Origin of the sequence: Blastopirellula marina DSM 3645, from assembly GCF_000153105.1 — a bacterium.
In the GTDB taxonomy this organism is placed as follows: domain Bacteria; phylum Planctomycetota; class Planctomycetia; order Pirellulales; family Pirellulaceae; genus Blastopirellula; species Blastopirellula marina.
The window spans coordinates 580293-603553 of sequence record NZ_CH672377.1 but is presented as its reverse complement, the minus strand read 5'-3'; the positions used below and the strand labels follow the sequence as shown (position 1 = coordinate 603553).

The window sequence follows — 23261 nt, the reverse complement described above, 5'->3', positions numbered from 1 at the left end:
GGTCGCGCGGCTAATTGAGGGCCGCGGCGGACTCGCCCACCAGCAGATCGGCGAACTCCGTCGAGTCGACCGCCGTCCCTTCCATGTCGTATTCGTCCGAAATCAGGCTGCCGATGTAGGCCTGCAAGCTGCGATTCGCGTCAGCGTCGCTGTGGTGCGTCGCGACCTCGCTGGCGAAATTGACCAGATCGTAAATTCGACATTTCGCCGGCAAAATGCGTTGCCGCTTCTCGCTCAAAGCGTCCAGATTCGCCATTCCATACAGTTCGTGCAGACGCCCGGTCATTTTGTGGAAGTCGGGCATCACGTTCTCGGCCGAGAACGACTTGCTGCGCTCAAACTTGCACAAGATTTTGTAGAGCGAATTGCACTCGTGCAGCGAAGCCCAGGAGGTTTGCGCACTTTCAAACCGTTGCCGCAGCGCGGCGTAGCCTTCGCCGTTGTCGTAACTGTCGAGCGCGCGGCTAATGCAGTGCCCAATGTCTTTGCCCAAACTAACGTCGCTGCGAAAGGCGCGGCTGTAGCCGATCGCGCCGTTCGAGCAGACCATCCGCAAAAACGAGAGAAAAATCCGGGGCTGACTGAAGCCGTCGATCGGCGTTTCCATCACAAACCGATGCTTGAAATGATCGCCGCCGATCTCAAACGTACAGTCGCCGCTGCGCGGACGATGCGTGCTGGTGATCATGCCGTTGCTATAGTCGACGTCGTCCCCTTCATAACGCTGCACCAGGTCGATCACCTCGTCATGCATGATCACTGGGCGTTTCGGATTGCTGACCGACAGCAAGCGAGGATTTCCTTTGCCAGGCCGTTCGACGCAAAAGCGGACCGTATCGCTAGGAGTCCGCGCCGCGATCCGCTGAAAGACTTCGCCGTGATCGAAGTAGCGAAACACGCTTTCCGAAAAGCCGAACCGGATGAACATCGAGCGCCAAAACCGGGGAGTCGGCGTCAGTTTCTCTCCATGCAAGTCGATCGACTTGACGTGGACCTTGCCGCTGCGCTGGTCACGCTCGGCGGCGACTTGAAAATCTTTAATCCGGGCATTTCCGTATTCGAAGTTCCATTTCATCGCGTCATCTCCCGTGCATGGGTTTGAAAAAGTGGATCGATCTGCAACGTGTTGAACTGACTAAAAGCTTTCGCGAACTTGCTGCCAAAACGGTTTTGACGTACGAGCCGCGGCGACCAGTTTCGGCAGCTTGACTTCGGCGCCGGCGATCAATTGCCGCGTCCGCGTGCTGATTTTGCTGATCTCGCGATTCATTTTCAGACTGCGCCACATCTCGCCGTTCCAAACATATTGCTCGGCGGCGGTCGCGGTTTTCAAAATCGGGTGCGGCGTGTTGCGGCATTGCACGATCTGTTTGAAGGGATGGGCCGCATGTTTGCGAAAGACCCGGCCGCACATCTGAATCGTGCAGGCCCGGCTCGACGGTCGACAAAAGACCGTTTGCAAATCAGGACAATCGAAGCCTTCGGTCAAAATGCTCATGTTGATTAGCACTTGCACGCGACCGGCGACAAAGTCGCTCAGCTGACGCTCACGATCACTGGTCGCGGTGACCACTTCGCTGCGGATGCCGTGAGCCGCTAGTGCGGTTTGGGCGACGTCGCATTGTTGGCGACGATGGAAGAACATGATCGACTTGCCCCAATGCAGCGGGCTGCGAGCGTAATGCTCGGCGACCGCTTCCGGCGTATATTCGGGAATCGTAAAGTGATGAAACCGGCTCAAGTAATCATCTTGAATCAGCTGGTGAATCCCCGCGTCTTTGATCACCGTGTCAAAACAAAGCTTCACGCGATCGCTGCGAAACGGGGTCGCGGTCAGGCCCAGAATGTATTGCGGGCGGACCGAACAATGCAGATTGGCCATGCTGCTGGCGGCGTCGTGCTGCGCTTCGTCAACAATTAGCATGTCGACCTTGGGCGGATTTTTGTCGAACATTGAGATGAGCTCAAGCTTGACGTCAAACCCCCGACGCAGGTTCTCTTCCTGGGCTTGTTGCAGCAGATTGCGTCGCATCGCAACCCAACCGATGCTCAGTCCGTAATGTTTTTGCATCCACTGGGCGATGCCCAAGCCCATGACCGTCTTACCGCTGCCGGTAGGACTTTCGACCAATACCGATGCGGCGGAAGCCGAAAGTTCGTGAAACGGATCGGCCCGGTGTTCCTCAAAGGCCGAAATCGCTTTCGACGCGATCCGCAATTGGTAAGGACGCGGATCAACCATGGCGCCCTCAAACAAATCATCCAAACAGCTTTCGTCAAACGGCGCCGCCGACACGGCCAAAGCGTCGTCGAACAGCGGGGCAGGGGAGAGGAGAGATTTGTGCTGAATCATGGGAAATATCCTTCTTCACCGAGGGGCCAATTTTTCACTTCTTGCGGCCGCGTTGCTGCGACGGATATAGCTTCGCCCAGGCCCGTGACACGATTGGTCCCAGCCGAAAAAGATTTTCCAAGATTCTTCGTAGCCCGACGCGCGAGCGAGAGAAAAGCGGCCAGAGGTAAACGACAAATGTCGAAACCCAAAGCAAAACTAGCCCGAGTGCGCAAGCCGAGGGAAAGCGGTTGGACCGGACCGCAGTCATTTTTTTGTCGAACCGCCCCCTCTCGCCTGTGGGTTAAGCTGCGTCATTTAAAGGCCAATCCCCAAAGGTTGGACTGGACCGGACCGCAGTCATTTTTTTGTCGAACCGCCCCCTCTCGTCTGTGGGTTAAGCTGCGTCATTTAAAGGCCAGTCCCCAAAGGTTGGACTGGACCGGACCGCGTTGATTTGTGCTTCCTGCAGCATTCGGACTCCGAACTTCGTGACAAGATTCACAATGTGGACTGGACCGCGACGTTTTTTTTCTGGAGGGCCGAGCGGACAGGACCGCTGAACAGAAATCTGCCCCCTAGCGCGCACTTCGATCGCCGGCGCGACCTCGGTCACGCATTTTCGAAGATCAGAAATCCCGGCTAGCCTGGCCGATTTCGCGGCTCATCCCAAAGCCTGATTCGCCGCGGAAAATGCCCACGAGCCGAACGTAATCGACCATGGATCCGTGCGCATTGTCGAGAGACAATTTTTGGGAGGGAACCGGCGCTACATAGTCGCCTTTTGCTCCGCAAAAGTAGTGGAAGCGCCAATCCGCATCGGCAAGACGCTACTTTCGCGGGAGCGAAAGGCGACTATCGAAGCGCACAAAAAAACGCAGCCGGGTGCATTACCCGGGTTTTCCAATCAGGTGCCATGCTCTTATCGCGTCTTCGCGAGAAGAGCATGTCTTCGCCGTATCAATCACCGCAGTAGATCCGAAGAGAGATCCTCATCCAGGAACGTCGGCGGCGGAAAGCTGGTGCGATCGAGCGAAAGTGGTTCGTCGGTACCAGTTTCCCAAGCAAGAGCGCTCGACCAACGCCAATCGATTGTTCGCTGAACGAGTCCACGGCGCACGGGATTCTCATGAATGTAACGAAGTTTGCGATGGACTTCCGGTGTGGATGACAAGTTACGGTCATAACCGCCGCCGCGCTGCCAGAACCGATAGGATCGCGAGCCATTGGGTTGGATATCCTCGAGTCGCGCTAAATACTGTGGTGAGCCGCGTAGGGTGGGTGGAGCAAAACCGCGTCCGATCGAACCATCGTTAATCATCATGATCGGTTTGCGTAACCCACCGGCCCTGCTCATTACTCCGGCGTTATTGGTGGGTTACACAAGCGGCGATGTCGCTTCCGAGTTTTCGCCTGAATTCGCTTGTTTCACCCACCCTACGACTTTTTCGCGAGATGAGTCACTACAACTACGACGAATATCAATGCGCACAAAAAAACGCAGCCGCTTTTTAAAAGCGGCTGCGTTGAATTTTTCGATACGAAAGTGAATCGGCTTACGCTTCTTCTTCATCCTGCTGCGGCTTCTCCGCCGTCGCGACGGCGCCGTTCGACTCCATCGATTTGGCCAGGCCTTCGGGGCCATCTTCGGCGTAGCGGATGAACGCTTCGGGCAGCTCGACGCCGCCGATGTCTTTCAGCACTTGCATCATCGGGGGCAAGGTTTTGGCCATGCCGCTGAGCCAATCGGCGGTGCTGGAGCGGCCATCTTTGGCGCCGCCTCCTTCCCAGACGACGACCTTATCGAACTTGATGTTCGAGATCGCTTTGGCGGACGATTCGGCCAGGCTGTCGAGATGTTCGAGCAACATGAGCTGGAACGCTTCTTTCGAGCTGCCGCACGCTTGGACGATCGCTTTCAGGCCTTCACCCTTCTTGGCCAGCTTCTCGTATTCACCGCGGGCTTCGGCTTCGAGCTTGGCGTAGATCGCGTCGGCGTCGGCTTGGGCCAGGATGCGTCGCTTGGAGGCTTCGGCCGACGCGTCGACTTCCATCTTCGCTTTTTCGGCTTTCGCGGGAGCTTCGAGCAACGCACGCTTTTCGGCTTCCACTCGTTCCGCTTCGGCGAGGGCCGCTTTGGCCATGGCGCGGTTTTGGGCTTCGAGCACCGCCGCTTCCGCTTCTTTCTTGCGCGTTTCGCCGGTTTGATACGCTTCGGCCCGCTTCACGGCGAGCGCAGCTTGCGACGCGGCGATCTTGGCGTTCGAGAGGTTTTCGCCTTCGATCGCGGTTGCGTCGGCGTCGGCGATTCTCACACGCTTATCACGCTCGGCGTTTTTGACTTGGGCTTCGCGCTCGAACTCGGCGGTGCGTTCGCCGATCGTTTGTTCTTTCTGCATTTCGGCGACGCGAATCGACTGATCCCGTTCCGCTTCGCGGGTGCCGATGATCTGTTCTTTTTGGGCCAGCGCGACCGAAACCAATTTGGCCCTGTCCGCTTCCGCGACCCGAATTTCACCCATCTTCAAGTTTTCGGCGACGTCACCACGCGCGTTTTGAATCGCCAACGAGGCCGCTTTTTGGCCGATCGCGTCGATGTAGCCTGACTCGTCGGTGATGTCGGTGATGTTCACGTTGATCAAGATCAGACCGATCTTGTTCAATTCGGGCTCGAGCGACGATTGAATATGTTCGAGCAGCTTGTCGCGGTCACGGTTGATCTCTTCAATCCGCATTGACGCAATCACTTGACGCAACTGACCGAAGATCAGTTCTTCGGAGTGCTTGCGGATTTCGCCGACCGTCAGGCCGAGCAAACGAACGGCGGCGTTGTCCATCACGCCGGGCGAAGTGCCGATCGCGACGGTGAAGCAACTCGGTACGTTGACGCGGATGTTTTCAGACGACAGGGCGCCGCGGAGCGGAATGTCGATCTGCACCGGTTCGAGACTGAGATAGGCGTAGTCCTGCAGCAGCGGAATCACCAGCGAAGCGCCGCCGTGGACCGTTCTCGCGGCGCTTCCTTTGCCGGTGCGCCCATAGATGACCAGCACGCGGTTGGAAGGACAGCGTTTGTACTGTTTCGCGATGAAGATCAGCGTCGAAAACACGAACATGACGAACAGCGCCACGCCGACGAGAACCCAAAACAGGCCGTCGGAGACGCCAAAAATGGCGGAGACGAGAGGAAACGTAGTAAGCATGATGGGCGATCCGATCGTGTGGGTGTACTTCGTGCCTAAATAGTTGTAGGTTGCCGCACGCAGCGCGCGAGGAACTCGCCGACGAAAAGCGCCGCGCAGAAGTTGCGCTGACGCGGGTAGTGACAGAGTTAACGACTATGCCGACAAACGGGCGACTTCGAGAGTCGAATCGTCGATGACCCGGATTACGCGAACCGGCGTACCGGTCGACAGTTTTTCGGATTCGGCGGTCATCGCCGCGTACTCGACGATCTGATCATTCAGCTTCATTTGGATCTTGCCTTGTCCCAGGTTTTCGCCGGGGATCGGCACGTAGACCTTGGCCGACAGACCGACCGCATCGGCGATCTTGGTGGTGCCGTCGACGCCTAAGCGATAGATGAACAGCATCACCCAGTGGACCGTATACATGGCCGCCAAGCCAAAGATGATCGCGACAATCATCGCTGCGGCGCTGCCGACGCCGGCCGCTTCGGCCGCCAAGCCGGCGATGCCAAAAAAGGCGAACGCGGCGACGACCGTCTTGAACGATAGCACGCCAAACAGCCAGGTCGAACCGTGAGCCGTCGCCGAAAGATCGGCGTCGTCCGGCAAATCGAGATCGTCAGGCAGCTCCGACTCAAAGTCGAACGCTTCGCCGCCGATGCCGATCAACGTCAATAAGAATTGAATGACGAAGACCGAACCGCCGATGACGGCGCAGATCAGATACATGGTGCTCATTTTCCGCCCCTTTCGTGAGGAACGAATTCCTAGTTACTAGATGTTCACCAGGTATTCGCTTTAGCAGGCCGAATATTGCGGGAATTCCCCGTCGCTGCGAACCCCCCGTATCTTGGGATTGCGCCAGGGGATTGTCAAACCATTGCACCTGGATTTGCCGATTATTCACGCGCAGGGGGGAGGATTGCTTGAATCCGCAGAATTGTAAATTGTTTGATTGCTGACCGTGCAGGCGCCTACGCTAGTCGCTTTGACGATAACTGACCTCGCAAATCTGGAGTTCGTTCCAGCGCATCGTGAATCCGTGCTGCTTGCCCGATGAAATCAGGATCAGCAGTGCAGACAATCATGCCTTCATGTTCAGGTTGCGACAGATGCAGTCTTTTGAAGTCTCTTCGGTTCAACGTGAGAATTGCGCGACCTTCCGTCACCGCAAATGCGAGAACCTGCGGGTCGGTCGCCGCTTCATTGGCTCTACCGCGATCTTGAATCGTCACGATGTCATGGCCCAGTCGTCTTAGCTCAAGGACGACTGGAATCGGAAAGTTTTCATTGGAGTAGAGACGAGCCACGACTTAATTTTCTTCGTTTTCGAGAATTTCCTGTTCAATCTCTTGCCGGTGCTGTGCGACGTAGGCCCACGCCTGCACAAGGTCCAGCGCTTGGAGCGTGGGAAAGCTTTGCAAGATATCAGCCTCCGTAAATCCAAGCTGCCGCATTCTCTCCAGCGTCCATACCGGTATGCGAGTACGAATTAACCGTGCAGAGCCGCCGCAGACCTTGGGAGTCGCCACAATGGACGAATAGTCTTCGGCATGAGATCCGCCGCGCGTCCAGAAAGGATGGGGAAGCATTTTTGCGAAGAAAAGGTCAATCACAAGGCCTTCGAATTCGACGGGATCCAGCTTCGCAATTTGCTCGAGGATTTCTTGTCGTTGCGGCATGATGACGCCCTATTCGTTCGGAGTATTTCCTCATTATACCTCACCAGCTCCCGCTAGGCGAAATCGACGGGGCCGCTTGATGAGCGAGCGTTCCTTCGAGTTGCAAGGCGACCATACTGCTTGTTGAGAAGAGCGGCAAAGAGTGCGCAGATTGAGGAGAGAAGGGGCGCCTGTCCGACATTCTCTTCTCTCTACGGGCTTTTGCCAAACTGGGCGCCGAAATTTGAACCTGCGGGTCGCATAAAATAGCGACCCGCAACTTTATTTCGTACGCTTATTTACAAAGCGTCTTCGCGATTTCGACCAACGTACGCACGCCGAAGCCTGACGCGCCGCCGTCCATCCAGGGTTTCGCTTTTTCCAAGAAGGCGGGGCCGGCGATGTCGATGTGGGTCCAAGGGGTCCCGTCGACAAACTCTTCTAAGAACTTGGCGGCGGTGATCGCTCCGCCCCAGCGGCCTTCGCCGATGTTCTTGATGTCGGCGACCTGGCTTTTGATTTGATCGCCAAACTCCGGGTACATCGGCAGCGGCCACATCGGCTCGCCCATGCGCTTGGCGGCGTCAAAGATCATGTCTTGCATCTCTTCGTCGTTGGTCATCAAACCGGCGACATCCAGGCCGAGCGCCACGACGCAAGCTCCGGTCAGGGTCGCCAAGTCAATGATGCGCGTCGGCTTTTCGTCGAGCGCGACGTTGAGCACGTCGGCCAAGACCAAGCGTCCTTCGGCGTCGGTGTTGAGCACTTCGATCGTCTTGCCGCTGCGCGCGGTCAACACGTCTCCCAGTTTGAAGCTGTTGCCGGCGACCATGTTTTCGACCAGGCCGACCAGACCGACGACGTTGACCGGCAGCTTGAGCGCGGCGATCGCTTTGATCGCGCCCAGCACGGTCGCGGCGCCGGCCATGTCGCACTTCATCGTTTTCATGCCGTCGCTCGGTTTGAGCGAGAGCCCGCCCGAGTCAAACGTCACTCCTTTGCCGACCAAAGCGAGCGGCGATTCGCCCAGCTTGCCGCCGTTGTAGCGAATGATGACCAGACGCGGATCGCGCGGCGAAGCTTGCGACACGGCCAAGAGCGAACCGCAACGTTCTTCCTCGAGTTTGGCCTTGTCCCAGACTTCGATTGACAAGTTGTAATCCTCAGCGACGACCGACGCTTCTTCGGCGAAGGTGGCCGGGTACATGTCGGCGGCCGGACGATTGACCAGTACGCGGGTCAGGTTGATCGCGTTGCCGTAAGCGGCGCCTTTTTCGATCGTCGCGTCATCCACGCCGTACCAGAAGATTTCTTCCGGCGTGGTCAGGCTCTTCTCTTGGCGATAGAGGTCTTGTCCGTGCATGCCGACGCAGAGCCCGGCGATCGCTTGTTCGGTCAGATCCGAGGGCCAGAAGTCGTCGAGAAAGAAGCCGACTTTTTTCCGCTTTTTACTGGCGACCATTTTGGCTGCCGTCGCGGTGGCGCCGTAAACGGTCTCGGCGCTGAGATCGGCCTTCGCGCCCAAGCCGATCACGATCACTTCGATGGTCGGAACGCCAGCTGGAGCGAGGATGCGAGTCGCTTCGTATCGCTTGCCGGTGATTTCGCCGACCGCTTTCAAGCGTTCGATCGCGCCGCTAATCGCCGGGTCGAGTTGTTCGGCGGTCGGCGACAGGCCATCCGAGTAGGCGCCGACGATGATAGCGTCTCCGTCGAAGTCTTGAACCGGCTGTTTGGTGGGGTGAATCTTCATTGCGGCGTCTTTCTAAGCGAAGAAAACAGAGCGAGAAGCGATTTTCCTGTGCTCAGTTTAATGCGATTGGCCCGCTTGTCACAGCAGCCCCGGCTGTTAAGACGTTGATAAGGGGGTACGATTGCGGTCGGTTGTCACTAGCGGCGCAAATATGGTGGAATCTGTAATAGTTCGCCGCGGCTGGCCGGAATTTTAAATTTCCCCATCACCCTTAATCTTCCGTCTTTCCAACATGGGCTATCGAAATCTCCGGCAATGTGTAGAAGATCTGCGCAGGCATGGCCGCTTAATCCAAATCGATGACGCGATCGACGCACACTTGGAAGCGGCCGAAATCCAGCGTCGCGTGTACGCGAACGGGGGCCCGGCGGTTTATTTCGCCAACGTCAAGAATTGTCGTTTTCCGATGGTCTCGAATCTGTTTGGCTCGCTCGATCAGGCTCGGTTTTTGTTTCGCGACACCATCGATCAGGTCAAACGACTAATTGAGTTGAAGATTGATCCCAACGAGTTGTGGAAGCGGCCGCTGCGGTACGCGGGTGCGCCGCTCTGGGCGCTGAAGATGATGCCGTCCAAGCGGCGCAGCGGCCCCGTGTTGAAAAATCAAACCAAGATTGACCAGTTGCCGCAGTTGGTCTCGTGGCCCGCTGACGGCGGCGCCTATGTCACGTTGCCGCAGGTTTATACCGAGGATATTGACCAGCCGGGGGCGATGAAGTCGAACCTGGGGATGTACCGCGTGCAACTTGCGGGCAATGACTATGCGGCGAATGCCGAGATTGGTCTCCACTATCAAATCCATCGCGGTATCGGCGTTCATCACGCGGCGGCGCTGGCGGCGAGCAGGCCGTTTCACGCCAACATCTTTGTCGGCGGAACTCCAGCGATGTCGCTGGCGGCCGTGATGCCGCTGCCGGAAGGGCTGAGTGAGTTGTCCTTCGCCGGCGCGCTGGCCGGACATCGAATCCCGATGGCCTCTGGCTCCACTTCGTTGCCGTTATACGCCGAAGCTGACTTTTGCATCGCCGGGACGATTCACCCGCCGACGAAGCCGGAAGGTCCGTTTGGCGATCACTTGGGCTACTACAGTCTGACGCATCCTTTTCCGGTGCTGACGGTCGAGAAGGTCTATCACCGCGATGACGCGATCTGGCCCTTTACCGTGGTCGGGCGACCTCCGCAGGAAGATACGACGTTTGGCGCGCTGATCCATGAGATCACCGGCCCGATCATTCCAACCGTCTTGGCGGGGGTCAAAGCGGTGCATGCGGTTGATGCGGCCGGCGTCCATCCGTTGATGCTGGCGATCGGCAGCGAACGGTATGTGCCATACGACGAGCGGACGCGGCCGAAAGAATTGTTAACGCAAGCCAACGCGATCCTGGGGCAGGGCCAAATGTCGCTGGCCAAGTATCTGATGATCATCGCCAACGAAGACGATCCGAACTTGGAGATTCATGATCTGCCGCGCTACTTCGGCCACCTCTTAGAACGCATCGATTGGCGGCGCGATCTTCATTTTCAAACCGAAACGACGATCGATACGCTTGACTACTCTAGCGGGCAATTTAATCACGGGTCCAAGTTAGTCATGGCCGCGGTGGGGCGACCCATTCGGGAATTGGTGAACCGGTTGCCGGAGAATCTGTCGTTGCCGGATGGTTTTCATGCGCCGCAAGTCGCGCTGCCAGGGGTGATGGTCGTGCAAGGTCCGGCGTTTCAAGGGGCGAACCAGATCGAGCGTTTTTGCGCCGCATTTGACGCCGGCGCGCCGATCAATCAGTTTCCGCTGATCGTGATCGCGGACGACAGCTCCTTTGCCGCGGCGTCGCTGAACAACTTTGTCTGGACGCTCTTTACGCGCAGCAATCCCGCGGCGGACGCCCATGGTATAGAGTCTTTCACTCAAGAGAAGCATTGGGGATGCCGCGGTTCGTTGGTGATTGACGCGCGGTTAAAACCTTGGAATGCGCCGCCGCTGGAGGAAGATCCGGCGGTGTCAGCAAGAGTCGACGCGTTGGCGGCTCGCGGCGGAGCGATTGCGAAATATCTGTGATGGTTAGTTTCGTGCGGCAAATTGTCGCATTGCTCCGCTCCATGATTCCGGCGAAACTATTGTCACCTTGGCGACCTGCTTTTCGCGAGAAATGCACGGCGCCCGACATTTGACCGTGGGCCACTTGATGATGCTTCTAGCGGACAGCGCGAATCTCCTGCCGGCACGCCTGCAAATGGCGTTTACGCTCGGCTTTCATATTATTTTTGCCTGCATCGGCATGGGGTTGCCCATTCTGATTGTGCTGGCCGAATGGCTTTCGCTGCGAAACGGTGATCCCGTGTGGCGCACGCTCGCCAAACGCTGGAGCAAAGGTTTTGCGGTGCTGTTCGCTGTCGGCGCCGTTTCGGGCACGGTGCTTTCTTTTGAACTTGGTCTGCTCTGGCCCGAATTTATGGGAAAGTTTGGCCCGGTCGTCGGCTTGCCGTTTACGCTCGAAGGTTTCGCCTTCTTTACCGAAGGGATTTTCGTCGGCATCTATCTGTACGGCTGGAATCGTTTGGCGCCGTTTCATCATTGGCTGTGCGGGCTGCCGATCGCGCTGGCCGGAACAATGTCGGCCTGGTTTGTGGTGACGACTAACTCGTTTATGAATTGCCCGCAAGGTTTTCAGTTGGACGCTGACGGAAAATTGCTCGACGTGCAACCTTGGACGGCGATGCTGAATCCGGCGACCGGCGCGCAGACGACGCACATGATTGTCGCCGCATACATGGTGACTGGGTTTCTGGTCGCGTCCTTCTACGCTTGGGAAATCTTACGCGGACGCAACGGTCTTTATCAGCGCCGAGCGTTGACGTTGGGCGTGCTGTTGGGCGGTTTCTTCGCATTGGTGCAAGGGCCGGTTGGGCACTGGGCGGGTCACGTTGTGGCCGTGACGCAGCCGATCAAGCTGGCGGCGATGGAAGGACAATGGGAAACCGAAACCTACGCGCCGCTGCGGATCGGCGGGATACCTGATCCAGAGACGAAGACGACGCCCTATGCGATTGAGATCCCGGGGATGCTCAGCGTGTTGGCCTATGATAATCCGGCCGCCGAGGTGCAAGGGTTGAACGCCTTTCCCGAAGATCTGCATCCGCCGACGCCGATCGTCCATGTCGCGTTTCAAATCATGGTGGGAATCGGCACGCTATTGATCTTCATCGGTCTGTGGTCGGGCTATCTGCTGAAGTGGGGCAAATCGGCGTGGCACGAGCGCCGCTGGTGGCTGCTGACGCTGCTGGCCAGCGGACCGCTGACAGTGTTGGCGATGGAAGCCGGCTGGACCGTCACCGAAGTGGGGCGTCAGCCCTGGATCGTACAGGGCTTTTTGCGAACCAAAGATGCGGTGACCCAAGCGCCCGGCGTCTGGTTCATCTTTGCCGTGACGATGTCGATTTACCTGGTGCTGACGGTAGGCTGCATTTCGGTGCTGCGAATCTTGGCGAAACAACCGATGCCGGAGGATGCCGATGTCGCCTGAACTGATTGTGGGAATCGTGCTGGGAGCGGCGACGACCCTTTATTTGCTGTTTGGAGGCGCTGACTTTGGCGCCGGCATCTGGGAAATCAACACGGCGTTTCAGTCGAATGAAAAAGAACGGAAGCTGCTGTATCATGCGATCGGCCCGGTCTGGGAAGCGAATCACATTTGGCTGATTTTTGTGTTGGTCGTGTTGTTCGCGGCGTTTCCGTTGGCGTTCCAGGCATTGTGCTCGGCGTTTATCATTCCAGCGTTTTTGGTGTTGGTGGGGATTGTCTTTCGGGGCGCCGGTTACGTGTTTCGCGCGTATTCGATCGACTCTGGCCGGCAGCAGCAATTTTGGCGAACCTTATTTGCCGGCGCTTCCGCTGCGGCTCCGTTCTTTTTGGGCGCGATCGCCGGCACGTTGGCCTCGGGCGACTCGAAGATCAACGCGGCCGGCGTCTACGAAGGAAATTACCTGACCGACTGGATCACGCCGATGGCGCTATTCACGGCGTTTTTTACGGTGGGCCTATGTTGCTACCTGGCGGCCGTTTTTTTAACCCGCGAAGCGGAGCATTCTGGCGAGGTCGAACTAACGCTCGTGTGGCGCCAGCGAGCGCTGGCGACCGGAATTTGGATGGGCGTGTTGGCGGCCGTTGGATTGGTTTTTGTTTCGCTCGAAGCGCCGGAGCTTGCTCATGGTTTCGCGACCCGCGCTTGGCCGCTGGTCGCGTTGTCGGCGATTTGCGGAACCGGTTCGCTGCTATTGCTGCTGTGGCGCAAGTACACGCCGGCTGCGGCGTGTACGATGTTGGCCGCCGCCAACATTATCTGGGGCTGGGGGATCGCCCAGTATCCAGTGATCGCGCCTCCGTTTTTGACGCTGGCCGATTCGAAGGCGCCAGATTCGGTTTTATGGGCGATGATCGGCGCGGTCGCCGCAGGCGCTGTCATTTTGGGGCCCAGTCTGGCGCTGCTGTTCTATCTCTTCAAGCTGACGCCGTCCGACAGCGCCGACTATTGATGCGGCTGGTCCCGGGATGTGCGAACATCTACAATTGGGCCACCCTCTGCACCGCATCATGAACAGCGCGAAGGATCGAAGTGAACCGCATGGCGAGAATCACTTTTTACGGCGCCGCCGGGACGGTTACCGGCTCGAAATATTTGGTCGAAGCAGGCAAAGCGAAAGTTTTGGTCGACTGCGGCTTGTTTCAAGGTTTGAAAAAGCTGCGCGAGCTGAACTGGAAGAAACTGCCGTTTGACGCGGCGACGGTCAATTCGGTCGTCTTAACCCACGCTCATATCGACCATATCGGTTTTCTGCCGCGCTTTGTGCGTGACGGCTTCCGCAACAAAGTGGTCTGCACGCCGGCCACCAAAGAGCTGGCGAAGCTGCTGCTGCTCGATTCGGCCAAAAATCAAAAGCGGGACGCCGACTATCTCAATCGCAAAAAGTTATCGAAGCACTCACCGGCGCTCCCTTTGTACAACGCCGAAGATGCGCGTCGCGCGATCAAACGCTTGAAAGCGGTTCCGCGCGGCGAGTGGCGCGAACTTCTCGATCCAATTTGGGTGCGGTTTCATGACGCCGGGCATTTGCTCGGTTCGAATATGATCGAGATGGAAATCCGCGATCGTGATCCGCCGCTCCGAATCTTGTTTTCTGGCGATGTCGGCCGTTACGACGCTCCCCTTTATTTCGATCCCGCGCCCCCGCCGCCGTGCGACTATTTGATCTGCGAAAGCACCTACGGCGATCGGGATCACCCGCAAGAGGATATCTTGGATATCTTGGCCGAGCGTGTGAACAAAGCGTTCCAGCGCGGCGGCGTGATGTTGTTCGCCGCGTTCGCGGTAGGGCGGTCGCAACAGCTGATCTATTTACTGCAAGTCTTGATGCATGCCGGTCGGATTCCGCGATTTCCGATCTTTCTCGACAGTCCGATGGCGGTCGACGCGACCAAAATTTTTCGCACGTTCTCTCAAGACCATGATCTCAGCGAGGGACAATTGTCGCCGCCTAGCAGCGTGTTGGATGGACCAAATGTCGAACTGGTGCGAGATCACGAGCGCTCCAAGCAGTTGAACCGCGTGACGGGCCCGGCGGTGATTATTTCATCGTCAGGAATGATGACCGGCGGCCGGATTTTGTTTCATCTGAAGCGGCGATTGCCCGATCCGAAAAACACGGTTTTGCTGGGCGGTTATATGGCCGCCGGCACGCGCGGCCGCGACATGCAGGAAGGACGTTCTTTCGTACGCATCCATGGCCAAGACATTCCGGTTCGCGCGGCGATCGACAGCGTATCCGGGCTGAGCGGGCACGCCGGTCGCAGCGAGCTGCTCCGTTGGCTCAAAGATTTGCCCAAGCCCAAACAGACGTTTATCACGCACGGCGAACCAGACAGCGCCGCTTCGTTCGCCGCGGCGCTGCGTGACCAATATCAATTCGACACGGTCATTCCTCAACTGGGTGACTCGTTTGAGCTAGGAGAGTAACGCGCATGGTGGACAATAAGATTGGCGACAATCTCTCGATGATCTTGAAGTCGCCGACCTACAAGATGGCGGAGCTCGATACCGACTTTTTGCAAAGCGAAGAACTGCGCGCCGTCCGGATGGAACTGGAGTACCTGAAGCCGGAACTCGCGTTCCAGCGGATGAACATTCGCTCGACGGTGATCGTCTTTGGCGGTACGCAAATCGTCGAAACGCATATCGCCCAAGAGCGGTTAGACAAAGCGAAGTCAGCGCTGGCCGCCGCGCCGACCGATCCACAGCGGATGCGCGATCTGGCCCGAGCTGAAAGGGTGTTCGCCAAGTCGCACTACTACGAAGAGGCGCGGCAATTCGCCAAGATTTGCTCGACCAATTGTCACGTCGACGGCCAGTGCGACTACGTGATCGTTACCGGCGGCGGACCCGGTGTGATGGAAGCGGCCAATCGCGGCGCCTTTGAAGCTGAAGCACCTACCATCGGTTTGAATATCACGCTGCCCGACGAACAGCATCCCAATCCCTACGTGACGCCGGAATTATGTTTCCTGTTTCACTATTTCGCGATGCGGAAAATGCACTTTCTGGTGCGGGCCAAGGCGCTGGTCGTGTTTCCCGGCGGTTATGGGACTTTGGACGAACTGTTCGACGCGCTCACGCTGCGACAGACGCAACGGATGCAAGAGATCCCGATCATTTTGTACGGATCGGACTACTGGAAACAGGTTGTTAATTTTCAGTTTCTCGCGGACGAAGGAGTGATTCGCGACGATCACCTGGATTTGGTCAGCTTCGCCGATTCGCCAGCCCAGGCATGGGACATCATCGCGCATTACCACGGACATCCTGTCAAAGATATTTAGCCGCTATGACCGTTTCGCAAGAAAAACTGATCTCGCTGTTTGGCAATCCGCAGCCGGTCGCCGTTGTGACCGGCAGCGGCGCCGATCGCGTCGGCAAAACTGTGGCGCTCTCTTTGGCCGAGCATGGTTACCGCATCGCGCTGCACGCCAACTCGTCGCTGGACGAAGCGGAAGAGACGGCCGCGATGCTGCGTGAGCGCGACATTGAAGCGAAGGCCTTTGTCGCCGATCTGGCCGATGAAGCGGCTGTTCACACGATGTTTGACAGCATTCATTTCTACTTTGGGCGGATCGACGTGCTGGTGAACACGGCGGCGATTTGGTCACCCTTGCGATTTGACAAAGTAACCGCCGCCGACCTGCGACAACAGTTGGACGTCAATACCGTCGGTACCTTTCTCTGTTGTCAGGCGGCCGGCCGGCGAATGATCGACCAGCCGAAAGGGGGCGCGATCATCAACATCGGCGATTGGTCAATGGTGCGTCCCTATCCCGATTACGCGAATTACTTTCCCTCCAAAGGAGCGATTCCGACGATGACCCGCAGCTTGGCGGTCGAGCTAGCAACACGCAATCCTGGGATTCGCGTCAACGCAATCTTGCCGGGCCAAGTCATGCAGCCGCCTGACGCGTCGGAAGAGAAAATCGCGCGAGATATCGCCAGAACCCTGGTCAAACGCCAAGGGGAGCCAGAGTACCTGGCCCATGCGGTGCTGTTTCTGGCCGAAAATCCCTTTGTGACCGGGGTTTGCTTGCCGGTGGACGGCGGACGAACGATCTACGCCGGCGACGAGTTCGGTGCTAGCAGTTAGTCATTTCCTCGCAAAAATGCCGAGTTTTGCGCGAAAATCGGCGCTGCTTTCCTGTCGCCATTCTCCTAGAATCCCGCACGATGCGACGCCTGGGTCGCTCTTTCCAAACGGATGTGGATACGACTCCCGCCGCGTTTTCATTGAGGCATGTTCGATGCGAAAGCTAAACTTCCTACCTTGGCTCCCTACCTTGGCCGTTAGCAGCGCCGCTTGCGCCCTATTGAGTTTCGCCGGTTGCGGCGGCGGCGACGCCGTACCGACGGCCAGCGTTCCAGCGGCGCCTTCCAGCGCCGCCGCTCCTACTGCTGAAGCGCCTGCCGTTACGCCGCCGAAAGCGGTCAGCCCTGCTCAGGTAGGCGCGACGACCACCGGCAATCCTGCCGCGACCGGCAATCCGACCGCCGACGCCGCCAATCAAGTCGTGATGAAACAGCCCGACGCCGCCGCTCCCCAGATGCCGCCGCCGATTTCGGCCGCCGAGTTGGACGCGGCCGTCGACATCAATAAGATTCCGCAAAACGATCCGGTCGAGTTGCTGAAATACATGACCGCGGTCAGCGAAACGAACTTCCCCAACACGGCGTCGCAGAAAGAGCTGCACGAGTTCGCCAACAAGGTCTATGGAAACATCATGGAAGCGGCCGATCGCTTGCTGGCCATTCCTAATGCGACGTCCGATCAACTTCGCGACGCGTTGCAGTTCAAGTTTCATGCTTACGAAGTGTTGGCGCAGATCAATCCGGATCAGTCCGAAAAATTGATCGCCGAGCGCACGGCGTTGGCGCAAAAGCTGACGCAAGATCAGGATCGCACGCTGCGTACCTTTGGCATGTTGTACATGTTTGAGTACATGCTGCAAGATTTCGCTTCCGGTAAGCAAGAATTGGGAAGCATGGTCAAAGAAGACGCATTGGCGATCATCGGCGATCCGGGCGCATCGATGCAGCATTTGGAAGTCGCCATGAATGCGGCCAACGTCTTTGGCCAGATGGGACATTCGGACGTCGCGGTCGAGATTTTGAGCACCGCTCGCCAGAACTTCACCAAGAGCCAAGACAAAGAGTTGGCTGAAGCTTCGGTTGGTTTGGACGATCATATTTTGCAATGGAAAATCTTCGGCGCAATGATGGACGCCGCCAACGGCGATGATGTCCGCGGTCAAGAAATGTTGCAGCTGATGCAGCAATTGGTCAATTCGTTTGGTCCGGAATCGGTGGAGCCGGTGACCACGATTCAAGCAATCGAACAGAAGATGGAAGAGTTCAATCGGATGGCGCTCGCCAAAGCGGTGAACGATCTGTTACTGAACAACTACAGCAACCATCCCAACAAAGAAATCGCCGCGGCGATTATCGAAAGCGCGACGAGCGCCAACAAACGCCTGGCCTTGATCGGGCAACCGATGCCGTTGGTGGGCGCCAATCTAGACGGCACGCCGTTTAACTGGGCCGACTATCGCGGCCGTTATGTTCTGATCGATTTCTGGGCGACCTGGTGCGGGCCTTGTTTGCAAGAGATTCCGAACATCCAGGAGAACTTTGTCAAATACCGCGAACGTGGATTTGAAGTGGTTGGCGTCAATCTCGACGAAGATCCGAAGGCGCTCGAAGCGTTCTTCGCCAAACGGCAACTTCCATGGACCACGGTGATTAGCAACGATCCGAATGCGACCGGTTTCAACAACGTGAACGCGGTGCACTGCGGCGTCGATGGGATTCCATTCTTGGTGCTGGTCGACCCGGAGGGGAAAGTGATCGAAATCAATCCCCGCGGCGAACGGCTGGGAGAAGTGCTGGAGAGCATTTTCGCTCAACAAGCGCCAGCGAACGGCGGCGCCGCCGCAGCGAGCGCCAACGCCGGAACCGGGCCGATTCGTTAAGAATCTCGCCAATTAAAAACTGTCCAGCGTAAAAACGGAGCCTTTTCGGTTCCGTTTTTCTTTTTTCGAACCGGCTGCGTTGGATCGCCTACAATGAACCGATAGGAGTGGCGGATAGAATCTGTCTCGGGAAAACGCACTCCATCTTCATTGGGAGCTCATCATGAAAACGTCTCTATCGATCGCAACGCTCTTGCTCGCGACGCTTATCGTCGGACCTCTTTCGGCCGAAGAATTGAAGGTCGGCGCCGTCGCGCCCGACTTTGAAGTCGAGACCGTCGACGAAGCGATGATCAAGCTGGATGACTTCCGGGGGAAGAAGTTGGTGCTCGCGTTCAACCGAGCCCATTGGTGTCCCTATTGCATGAAGCAAATCAAAGACATTCAGGCCAACTACGACAAAATCAAAGAAGCCGGCGCCGAAGTGTTAGTGATCTTCCGCGAAGAGGAAGATGGCGAAAAGGGTTTGGCAGAGGTGCAGAAAATCACCGGCGCCAAGTTCCCGCTGGGACTAGACCTGACGGCGGTCCAAACCAAACGGTACAGCTCGGAAGGATTCACTACTTACATCATCGACGCCGAGGGGAAGATCGCCCAGGTGTTGCCCGGCACCAAGCCCGATCGTCCGTTGGCCGATAAGATTTTGGGCGCCCTGAAATAAACGCATTCTTTCTCTTCGTTGCCCGCATCGCGGGTATTGAAGTTGCGCTATTTGGTGGAAGAGAAGAATAGAGCGCGGCGAAGCCACGGATGACGAGCGGTAAAACAGGGTAGGAATCAAGCGAAAAACCGTCACACTAGCCCGCCAGCGCTAGCGAGGGAATGCGGTTGGCCACTTCAATCCGTGTTCGAATCGCCAGCCCTACTCCCTTGCTCGCGGATTGGGTAGTGTCCGATTGATTCGAAATGTCGCAACTTCAAAGCTTGCGGTTCGAGCTACGAAGAGACGTTGGGGCTCGCGATCAGCGCGGCGGTTCGACGCCGGGCGGGGGGAACCATTGGACGATCGGCGGCGTGGTTCCTAGATAGTTTTTCATCTGTAGCGTCGGTTTGACGTAGTGCTCTGGTCGACGACTTCCCTGGACGCGGAAGTTGTCCCCTTTCTGCAAGATGGGACGCGTCTCTGGCGACTCGCCGAGGGGAAATTGATTGGTCATTTCGGCGACTATCCAGTGCGGCTCGCCGAGCGCCGAATTGAGATAGACCTCGGGATAGCAATGTCCCGGCACCCAGACGGTGCGCGCCGGAATTTTGGCGGCTCGACAAAGGGCGACAAACAGCGCGGTCATCTCTTCGCAATCGCCGCGACCTTCTTCGAGCGCTGCGACGGCGCCTTTCAGCGGGCCGTTTTCGTATTGGACATGCTCGTGGATGTAATCATAGAACGCCGCGAGTTTGTCCCAGTCGGTTCCGCCGGGCGGCGTTAGTTGGGCGGAGAGCTTGGTGATCTTGGAGTGATTACTCTCAATCGCCGGTCCTGGGCTCAGATAGACTCGCATGCTGCGATCCAACTCACGCAGCGCCGGCGCCGTCAACTTCTCGGGCTGAGACGGCATGATCACGCCGCGGCGAGCGACTTCGTAAACCAAGATCGCCTCGGCGTCTTCATGCGGCGAAAGGGCTCGCACCAAGACCTGAGCCTGCTTGGTCTCGCCTAGCATATCGAAGGTGATGTCCTGCTCGCGGACGTTTTTTAGACGTTTCTCGACCAGACGAACCGTTTGCTCGGGCCAATCGGTCGGCACCGGAAAGGTCGCGACAATCCCTTGGGCGAGACCGGACACGTCGAGATGAAATCCGACTTCGATCATCTGCACGGTGACGTCGTCCCCGGTCAGCATCTTTGGTTCGCCTGCTTTTTCGAACTGCGCTGCGGCTGTCGCCGCGAGCGCGATCCAAATCGCAAGTCCGATCGCCAGCGTACGCATCCGATTAGCTCCCCGGCTCTTCGCGAATGAAGGTCACCCGGGGTTTGCCGCCGTTGGGGCTTTTTTTGCCGGTCAAGTACTCGGCGACAAAACGAACCGGTTCGTTTTTCTCCGGCACGCGAAAGTTGTCTCCCTTTTGCAAGATCGGCCGCGGATCGGGCATGAAGCCGAAGGCTCTCGTGCCGGCGACCTGCGCTGGATACCAATGGCCTTCTTCGTTGGCGTCTTCCAAGTAGAACTCGGCGTAACTAGCGCCGGGAACCCAGACCGTGCGAGCCGGGACATCCGCAGCGCGGCAAAGTGCGATGAACAAACCGGTCAGATCTTCAAAGTCGCCGGTGCCTTTGCGCAGCGCGGTGACGGCGGTGGTTGATTTTTGACTTTCGTACGAGATGTTGTCGCGGACCCAGTCGTAAAGCTTCTCTACTTTTTGCCAGTCCCCTTCGACTCCCTCCAAAATCTCGCGAGCCTTTTTGCGAATCGAGCTATGCCGTGATTCGATGCTGGGGCTGGAGCCAAGATAGCGGCGAATATCGCTGGGGGGACGTTTGGGGATTTTTACGCCGGTCAGATCGGCCGGAGGTTGAGCCGAGCGAACTTCGACCTCCAGCGTGATCACGGCGCCGCCGGTCTCGCCGCGACGCAGCGAAGGCACGCTGACCATCATCTGCTTGACCGAGTTCTCCAGCATGCGATAGCCGATCCGCGACTCGGTCGAAACTTCTTCTTCGACCAGGCGAACCGTTTGTTCGGGCCAATCGGCCGGGATCGGGATAGTGCCGTAAAGCCCGACGCAATCGCCGCCAACCGCTTCGATCGTCATGCCGACCTGATAACGGCTGGTCCGGGCTTCTCCCAAAATTGGCGCGTTTTTGGATTCGGAAGGCTGCACCTTCTCGAATTGAGCGGAGAGTTGCGTCGTCGCCAAAAGTAACATCACGGCGGCGGCCAGCGGAGTGAGTTGTCGCACCAGGACACCTCTTTCGGTAAGATTCTCAGAACAGGGAAGCGCGCACGATTGGGCGGAGGTTACTAGTTGATTGTAATTCAGAGACGCTCTCCGCTCAAAATATGCCGTTATGGTCGGTAGCGATTCGACCGAAAAGAACCCGCGCTCGTAGTGGTGATGCAGATTGCGCGGCGGAAACGGCCTAATCGGATCATTCGCTCCAAAGGATTTTCGGGTTCGAAACAAAAAACGCCTTCGCTAGACAGGTGCGTCTTGCGAAGGCGACGGTGAGCGGAATGCCTAGGAGGGCGTGACGCTTATTGGCGGGGGGATGGCAGGATTTGGGTCGTAGCGCCAGACGGCTGCATCAATACGCCCTCATCGTAGGAGGGGTACGAGGAAACGGAAGGGCCGGAAAATTCGGAACCGCCGCAGCACGGCTCGGACTGACGCCAACCCATACCGCTGCGACAGCCGACAACCGCCACGACCAGCATCGCGCTGGAAAGCAACAGCATGGAACGTTTCATTGCAGAAATCCTCCGCAAATGGAATGTTGGCGAGTCAATAAATAAACGTGTTCGAAACTGTGGGCAAGCAACACTACATCAGGAACCATGATGTGCAAACGCAACGCGCGAAAAATTCGCAACATTCAAGTTGCGACTACACCACGACCCCCTTGCTAGCCGACAAAGGGACCGTAGTCGATTTATTTTCACAGTTAAGCACCGCTCGTATCACTACTGCCATGCCCCTACGATCCTTGCTGTTACGACAATCGTTATTATCGATTCTCTGCCTACTTGTGATGGCCGTGATCGTTTCTGCACGCTCCGCCCAAGCCGACTTCCGCGCGAGCGCCGGCGGCTATTGCTGCCCGAACTATCAGGAAGCGATTCGACCGGGGGACGAAGTCTATCTGATCTCGACGCGCTGCTTGCCGAGCGGCTGCGGATTTGAACTGCCGGTCGAGCGGATGTCGGTGCAGCGGTACGATGGCGGACTCGGCTGGGTCGAGTCATCGCTGGAAGAAGCGGTCGCCGGCGACACGTTCGATTGCACGTCGATCTTTGTCCACGGCAATTGGATGGATACCTGGTGGACCAAGCGCCGCGGTTGGGCGACGTATCACGAACTGACCCGCGACTGGGAGCCAGAGCGTCATATTCGGTATGTCATCTGGTCATGGCCGACCCAGAAAGACGCCAAGTCGTTGGCCAGCATCCGCCGCAACACCGAGCGAGCCGACTCCGACGCTTACTATCTGGCCTGGTTTCTTTCGCAAATGCCGGCCGATGAGCAAGTCAGCATCTCGGCGTTTAGCCTGGGCGCTCGGGTTGTCACCGGCGCTTTGCAACTGCAAGCCGGCGGCAGGTTGAACGGCCGCGTGTTGGAGAACCGCTCGACGGTCGACTATCGCGTCGTCTTCTTCGCCGCGGCGACTTCTAGCGGCGCGTTCTCTCCCTATTGCAGTAGTGGAGATGGACTCTCACGTGTCGAGAAGCTGCTCAACTACTACAACAGCGCCGATCCGGTGCTCAAGCGGTATTGGCTGGTCGCTGGTCACGGCAACAAAGCGATGGGTTACGCCGGCGCCGGCGGACTATCGAGCGAAGGCTGGAGCAAAGTCCAGCAGTACAATACCGCGCGGTTGATGGGAAAAGAGCATGATTTTAACCAGTACATCTGCAACAGTTGCATCATGACCCAGGCCCGCGAAGTGCTGCGGTTTGGGGATGTGACGCCGGCGGTGGAGCCGGTGGAAGCGGAAGTCGTTTCGCTCTAGTCGCCATTGGATCGTTCGGGCAGTTGGTTCAGAACTGGCCGGGGTGCTTTCGCAAGATGCGACGCCATTCGCGTCGATTTCCGGCCGATACTCGCTTCGTCT

The 23261-nt window shown here is 57.6% G+C and carries 20 protein-coding genes; 9 read left to right on the top strand and 11 right to left on the bottom strand.

Translation table 11 applies throughout. From position 1 onward, the window contains the following. Positions 1-10: 10 nt before the first annotated feature. The 8 genes from DSM3645_RS21545 to DSM3645_RS21505 all read right to left on the bottom strand — a co-directional run bounded on the left by DSM3645_RS21545 (position 11) and on the right by DSM3645_RS21505 (position 8934). Positions 11-1075 carry a hypothetical protein gene (locus DSM3645_RS21545; RefSeq protein WP_002654696.1) on the bottom strand — a complete coding sequence of 355 codons (1065 nt, stop codon included), beginning with the start codon at positions 1073-1075 and terminating at the stop codon, positions 11-13. Positions 1076-1135: 60 nt separating this feature from the next. Continuing rightward, positions 1136-2353: a DEAD/DEAH box helicase gene (locus tag DSM3645_RS21540; RefSeq protein WP_002654695.1), complete on the bottom strand. Its 1218-nt coding sequence runs from the start codon at positions 2351-2353 to the stop codon at positions 1136-1138. A gap of 943 nt (positions 2354-3296) precedes the next feature. Then, a complete protein-coding gene (locus DSM3645_RS21535) occupies positions 3297-3689 on the bottom strand; it encodes a hypothetical protein (RefSeq protein WP_002654694.1) in 393 nt (130 codons plus the stop codon). Between the two features lie 199 nt (positions 3690-3888). Continuing rightward, positions 3889-5535 (bottom strand): flotillin family protein, encoded by a 1647-nt coding sequence (locus tag DSM3645_RS21525; RefSeq protein ID WP_002654692.1) that lies wholly within the window; start codon positions 5533-5535, stop codon positions 3889-3891. Positions 5536-5670: 135 nt separating this feature from the next. Further along, positions 5671-6258 carry a hypothetical protein gene (locus tag DSM3645_RS28775; protein WP_131282778.1) on the bottom strand — a complete coding sequence of 196 codons (588 nt, stop codon included), beginning with the start codon at positions 6256-6258 and terminating at the stop codon, positions 5671-5673. 236 nt (positions 6259-6494) lie between these two features. Continuing rightward, positions 6495-6830 (bottom strand): DUF5615 family PIN-like protein, encoded by a 336-nt coding sequence (locus tag DSM3645_RS21515; protein WP_002654690.1) that lies wholly within the window; start codon positions 6828-6830, stop codon positions 6495-6497. Positions 6831-6833: 3 nt separating this feature from the next. Next, entirely contained in the window at positions 6834-7202 is a 369-nt protein-coding gene (locus DSM3645_RS21510) for a DUF433 domain-containing protein (RefSeq protein WP_002654689.1), read from the bottom strand. A gap of 274 nt (positions 7203-7476) precedes the next feature. Beyond that, complete coding sequence (locus DSM3645_RS21505; RefSeq protein WP_002654687.1) at positions 7477-8934, bottom strand: leucyl aminopeptidase; 1458 nt, start codon at positions 8932-8934, stop codon at positions 7477-7479. Positions 8935-9166: 232 nt separating this feature from the next. Between DSM3645_RS21505 and DSM3645_RS21500 the strand changes: the two genes are divergently transcribed. The 8 genes from DSM3645_RS21500 to DSM3645_RS21465 all read left to right on the top strand — a co-directional run bounded on the left by DSM3645_RS21500 (position 9167) and on the right by DSM3645_RS21465 (position 19154). Continuing rightward, positions 9167-10990 carry a UbiD family decarboxylase gene (locus DSM3645_RS21500; protein WP_002654686.1) on the top strand — a complete coding sequence of 608 codons (1824 nt, stop codon included), beginning with the start codon at positions 9167-9169 and terminating at the stop codon, positions 10988-10990. A gap of 127 nt (positions 10991-11117) precedes the next feature. After that, positions 11118-12455, top strand: a complete 1338-nt coding sequence (locus tag DSM3645_RS21495) for a cytochrome ubiquinol oxidase subunit I (RefSeq protein ID WP_202595000.1) — start codon at positions 11118-11120, stop codon at positions 12453-12455. Continuing rightward, positions 12445-13464, top strand: coding sequence for a cytochrome d ubiquinol oxidase subunit II (locus tag DSM3645_RS21490; protein WP_040353180.1), 1020 nt, complete (start codon positions 12445-12447; stop codon positions 13462-13464). Before DSM3645_RS21495 ends, DSM3645_RS21490 begins: the two co-directional genes overlap by 11 nt. Positions 13465-13553: 89 nt before the next feature. Further along, a complete protein-coding gene (locus DSM3645_RS21485; protein WP_002654683.1) occupies positions 13554-14942 on the top strand; it encodes an MBL fold metallo-hydrolase RNA specificity domain-containing protein in 1389 nt (462 codons plus the stop codon). Between the two features lie 5 nt (positions 14943-14947). Next, a complete protein-coding gene (locus DSM3645_RS21480; RefSeq protein ID WP_002654682.1) occupies positions 14948-15802 on the top strand; it encodes an LOG family protein in 855 nt (284 codons plus the stop codon). Positions 15803-15807: 5 nt separating this feature from the next. Then, positions 15808-16614 (top strand): SDR family NAD(P)-dependent oxidoreductase, encoded by an 807-nt coding sequence (locus DSM3645_RS21475; RefSeq protein ID WP_002654681.1) that lies wholly within the window; start codon positions 15808-15810, stop codon positions 16612-16614. Between the two features lie 154 nt (positions 16615-16768). Continuing rightward, positions 16769-18493 (top strand): TlpA family protein disulfide reductase, encoded by a 1725-nt coding sequence (locus tag DSM3645_RS28770; RefSeq protein ID WP_161603398.1) that lies wholly within the window; start codon positions 16769-16771, stop codon positions 18491-18493. A 163-nt stretch (positions 18494-18656) separates the two neighbouring features. After that, positions 18657-19154 (top strand): peroxiredoxin family protein, encoded by a 498-nt coding sequence (locus DSM3645_RS21465; protein WP_002654678.1) that lies wholly within the window; start codon positions 18657-18659, stop codon positions 19152-19154. Between the two features lie 301 nt (positions 19155-19455). On the opposite strand, the gene DSM3645_RS21460 is transcribed toward DSM3645_RS21465, so the two are convergent. The 3 genes from DSM3645_RS21460 to DSM3645_RS30305 all read right to left on the bottom strand — a co-directional run bounded on the left by DSM3645_RS21460 (position 19456) and on the right by DSM3645_RS30305 (position 21900). After that, a complete protein-coding gene (locus tag DSM3645_RS21460; RefSeq protein WP_002654677.1) occupies positions 19456-20421 on the bottom strand; it encodes a transglutaminase-like domain-containing protein in 966 nt (321 codons plus the stop codon). A 4-nt stretch (positions 20422-20425) separates the two neighbouring features. Continuing rightward, the gene (locus DSM3645_RS21455) at positions 20426-21391 is read right to left on the bottom strand and encodes a transglutaminase-like domain-containing protein (protein WP_002654676.1); all 966 of its coding nucleotides are present in this window, start codon (positions 21389-21391) and stop codon (positions 20426-20428) included. A 296-nt stretch (positions 21392-21687) separates the two neighbouring features. Continuing rightward, complete coding sequence (locus DSM3645_RS30305) at positions 21688-21900, bottom strand: hypothetical protein (protein ID WP_131282776.1); 213 nt, start codon at positions 21898-21900, stop codon at positions 21688-21690. Positions 21901-22121: 221 nt separating this feature from the next. Here DSM3645_RS30305 and DSM3645_RS21450 point away from each other — a divergent pair, with 221 nt between their 5' ends. After that, positions 22122-23159, top strand: coding sequence for a hypothetical protein (locus DSM3645_RS21450; RefSeq protein WP_131282774.1), 1038 nt, complete (start codon positions 22122-22124; stop codon positions 23157-23159). The last annotated feature ends 102 nt before the right edge of the window (positions 23160-23261 follow it).

What these genes read in the sequence shown, in the direction of transcription:
- DSM3645_RS21545 (WP_002654696.1), bottom strand. Translation starts at nt 1,075, where the DNA reads ATGAAATGGAACTTCGAATACGGAAATGCCCGGATTAAAGATTTTCAA.
- DSM3645_RS21540 (WP_002654695.1), bottom strand. Translation starts at nt 2,353, where the DNA reads ATGATTCAGCACAAATCTCTCCTCTCCCCTGCCCCGCTGTTCGACGAC.
- DSM3645_RS21535 (WP_002654694.1), bottom strand. Translation starts at nt 3,689, where the DNA reads ATGAGCAGGGCCGGTGGGTTACGCAAACCGATCATGATGATTAACGAT.
- DSM3645_RS21525 (WP_002654692.1), bottom strand. Translation starts at nt 5,535, where the DNA reads ATGCTTACTACGTTTCCTCTCGTCTCCGCCATTTTTGGCGTCTCCGAC.
- DSM3645_RS28775 (WP_131282778.1), bottom strand. Translation starts at nt 6,258, where the DNA reads ATGAGCACCATGTATCTGATCTGCGCCGTCATCGGCGGTTCGGTCTTC.
- DSM3645_RS21510 (WP_002654689.1), bottom strand. Translation starts at nt 7,202, where the DNA reads ATGCCGCAACGACAAGAAATCCTCGAGCAAATTGCGAAGCTGGATCCC.
- DSM3645_RS21505 (WP_002654687.1), bottom strand. Translation starts at nt 8,934, where the DNA reads ATGAAGATTCACCCCACCAAACAGCCGGTTCAAGACTTCGACGGAGAC.
- DSM3645_RS21500 (WP_002654686.1), top strand. Translation starts at nt 9,167, where the DNA reads ATGGGCTATCGAAATCTCCGGCAATGTGTAGAAGATCTGCGCAGGCAT.
- DSM3645_RS21495 (WP_202595000.1), top strand. Translation starts at nt 11,118, where the DNA reads ATGATGCTTCTAGCGGACAGCGCGAATCTCCTGCCGGCACGCCTGCAA.
- DSM3645_RS21490 (WP_040353180.1), top strand. Translation starts at nt 12,445, where the DNA reads ATGTCGCCTGAACTGATTGTGGGAATCGTGCTGGGAGCGGCGACGACC.
- DSM3645_RS21485 (WP_002654683.1), top strand. Translation starts at nt 13,554, where the DNA reads ATGGCGAGAATCACTTTTTACGGCGCCGCCGGGACGGTTACCGGCTCG.
- DSM3645_RS21480 (WP_002654682.1), top strand. Translation starts at nt 14,948, where the DNA reads ATGGTGGACAATAAGATTGGCGACAATCTCTCGATGATCTTGAAGTCG.
- DSM3645_RS21475 (WP_002654681.1), top strand. Translation starts at nt 15,808, where the DNA reads ATGACCGTTTCGCAAGAAAAACTGATCTCGCTGTTTGGCAATCCGCAG.
- DSM3645_RS28770 (WP_161603398.1), top strand. Translation starts at nt 16,769, where the DNA reads ATGCGAAAGCTAAACTTCCTACCTTGGCTCCCTACCTTGGCCGTTAGC.
- DSM3645_RS21465 (WP_002654678.1), top strand. Translation starts at nt 18,657, where the DNA reads ATGAAAACGTCTCTATCGATCGCAACGCTCTTGCTCGCGACGCTTATC.
- DSM3645_RS21460 (WP_002654677.1), bottom strand. Translation starts at nt 20,421, where the DNA reads ATGCGTACGCTGGCGATCGGACTTGCGATTTGGATCGCGCTCGCGGCG.
- DSM3645_RS30305 (WP_131282776.1), bottom strand. Translation starts at nt 21,900, where the DNA reads ATGAAACGTTCCATGCTGTTGCTTTCCAGCGCGATGCTGGTCGTGGCG.
- DSM3645_RS21450 (WP_131282774.1), top strand. Translation starts at nt 22,122, where the DNA reads ATGCCCCTACGATCCTTGCTGTTACGACAATCGTTATTATCGATTCTC.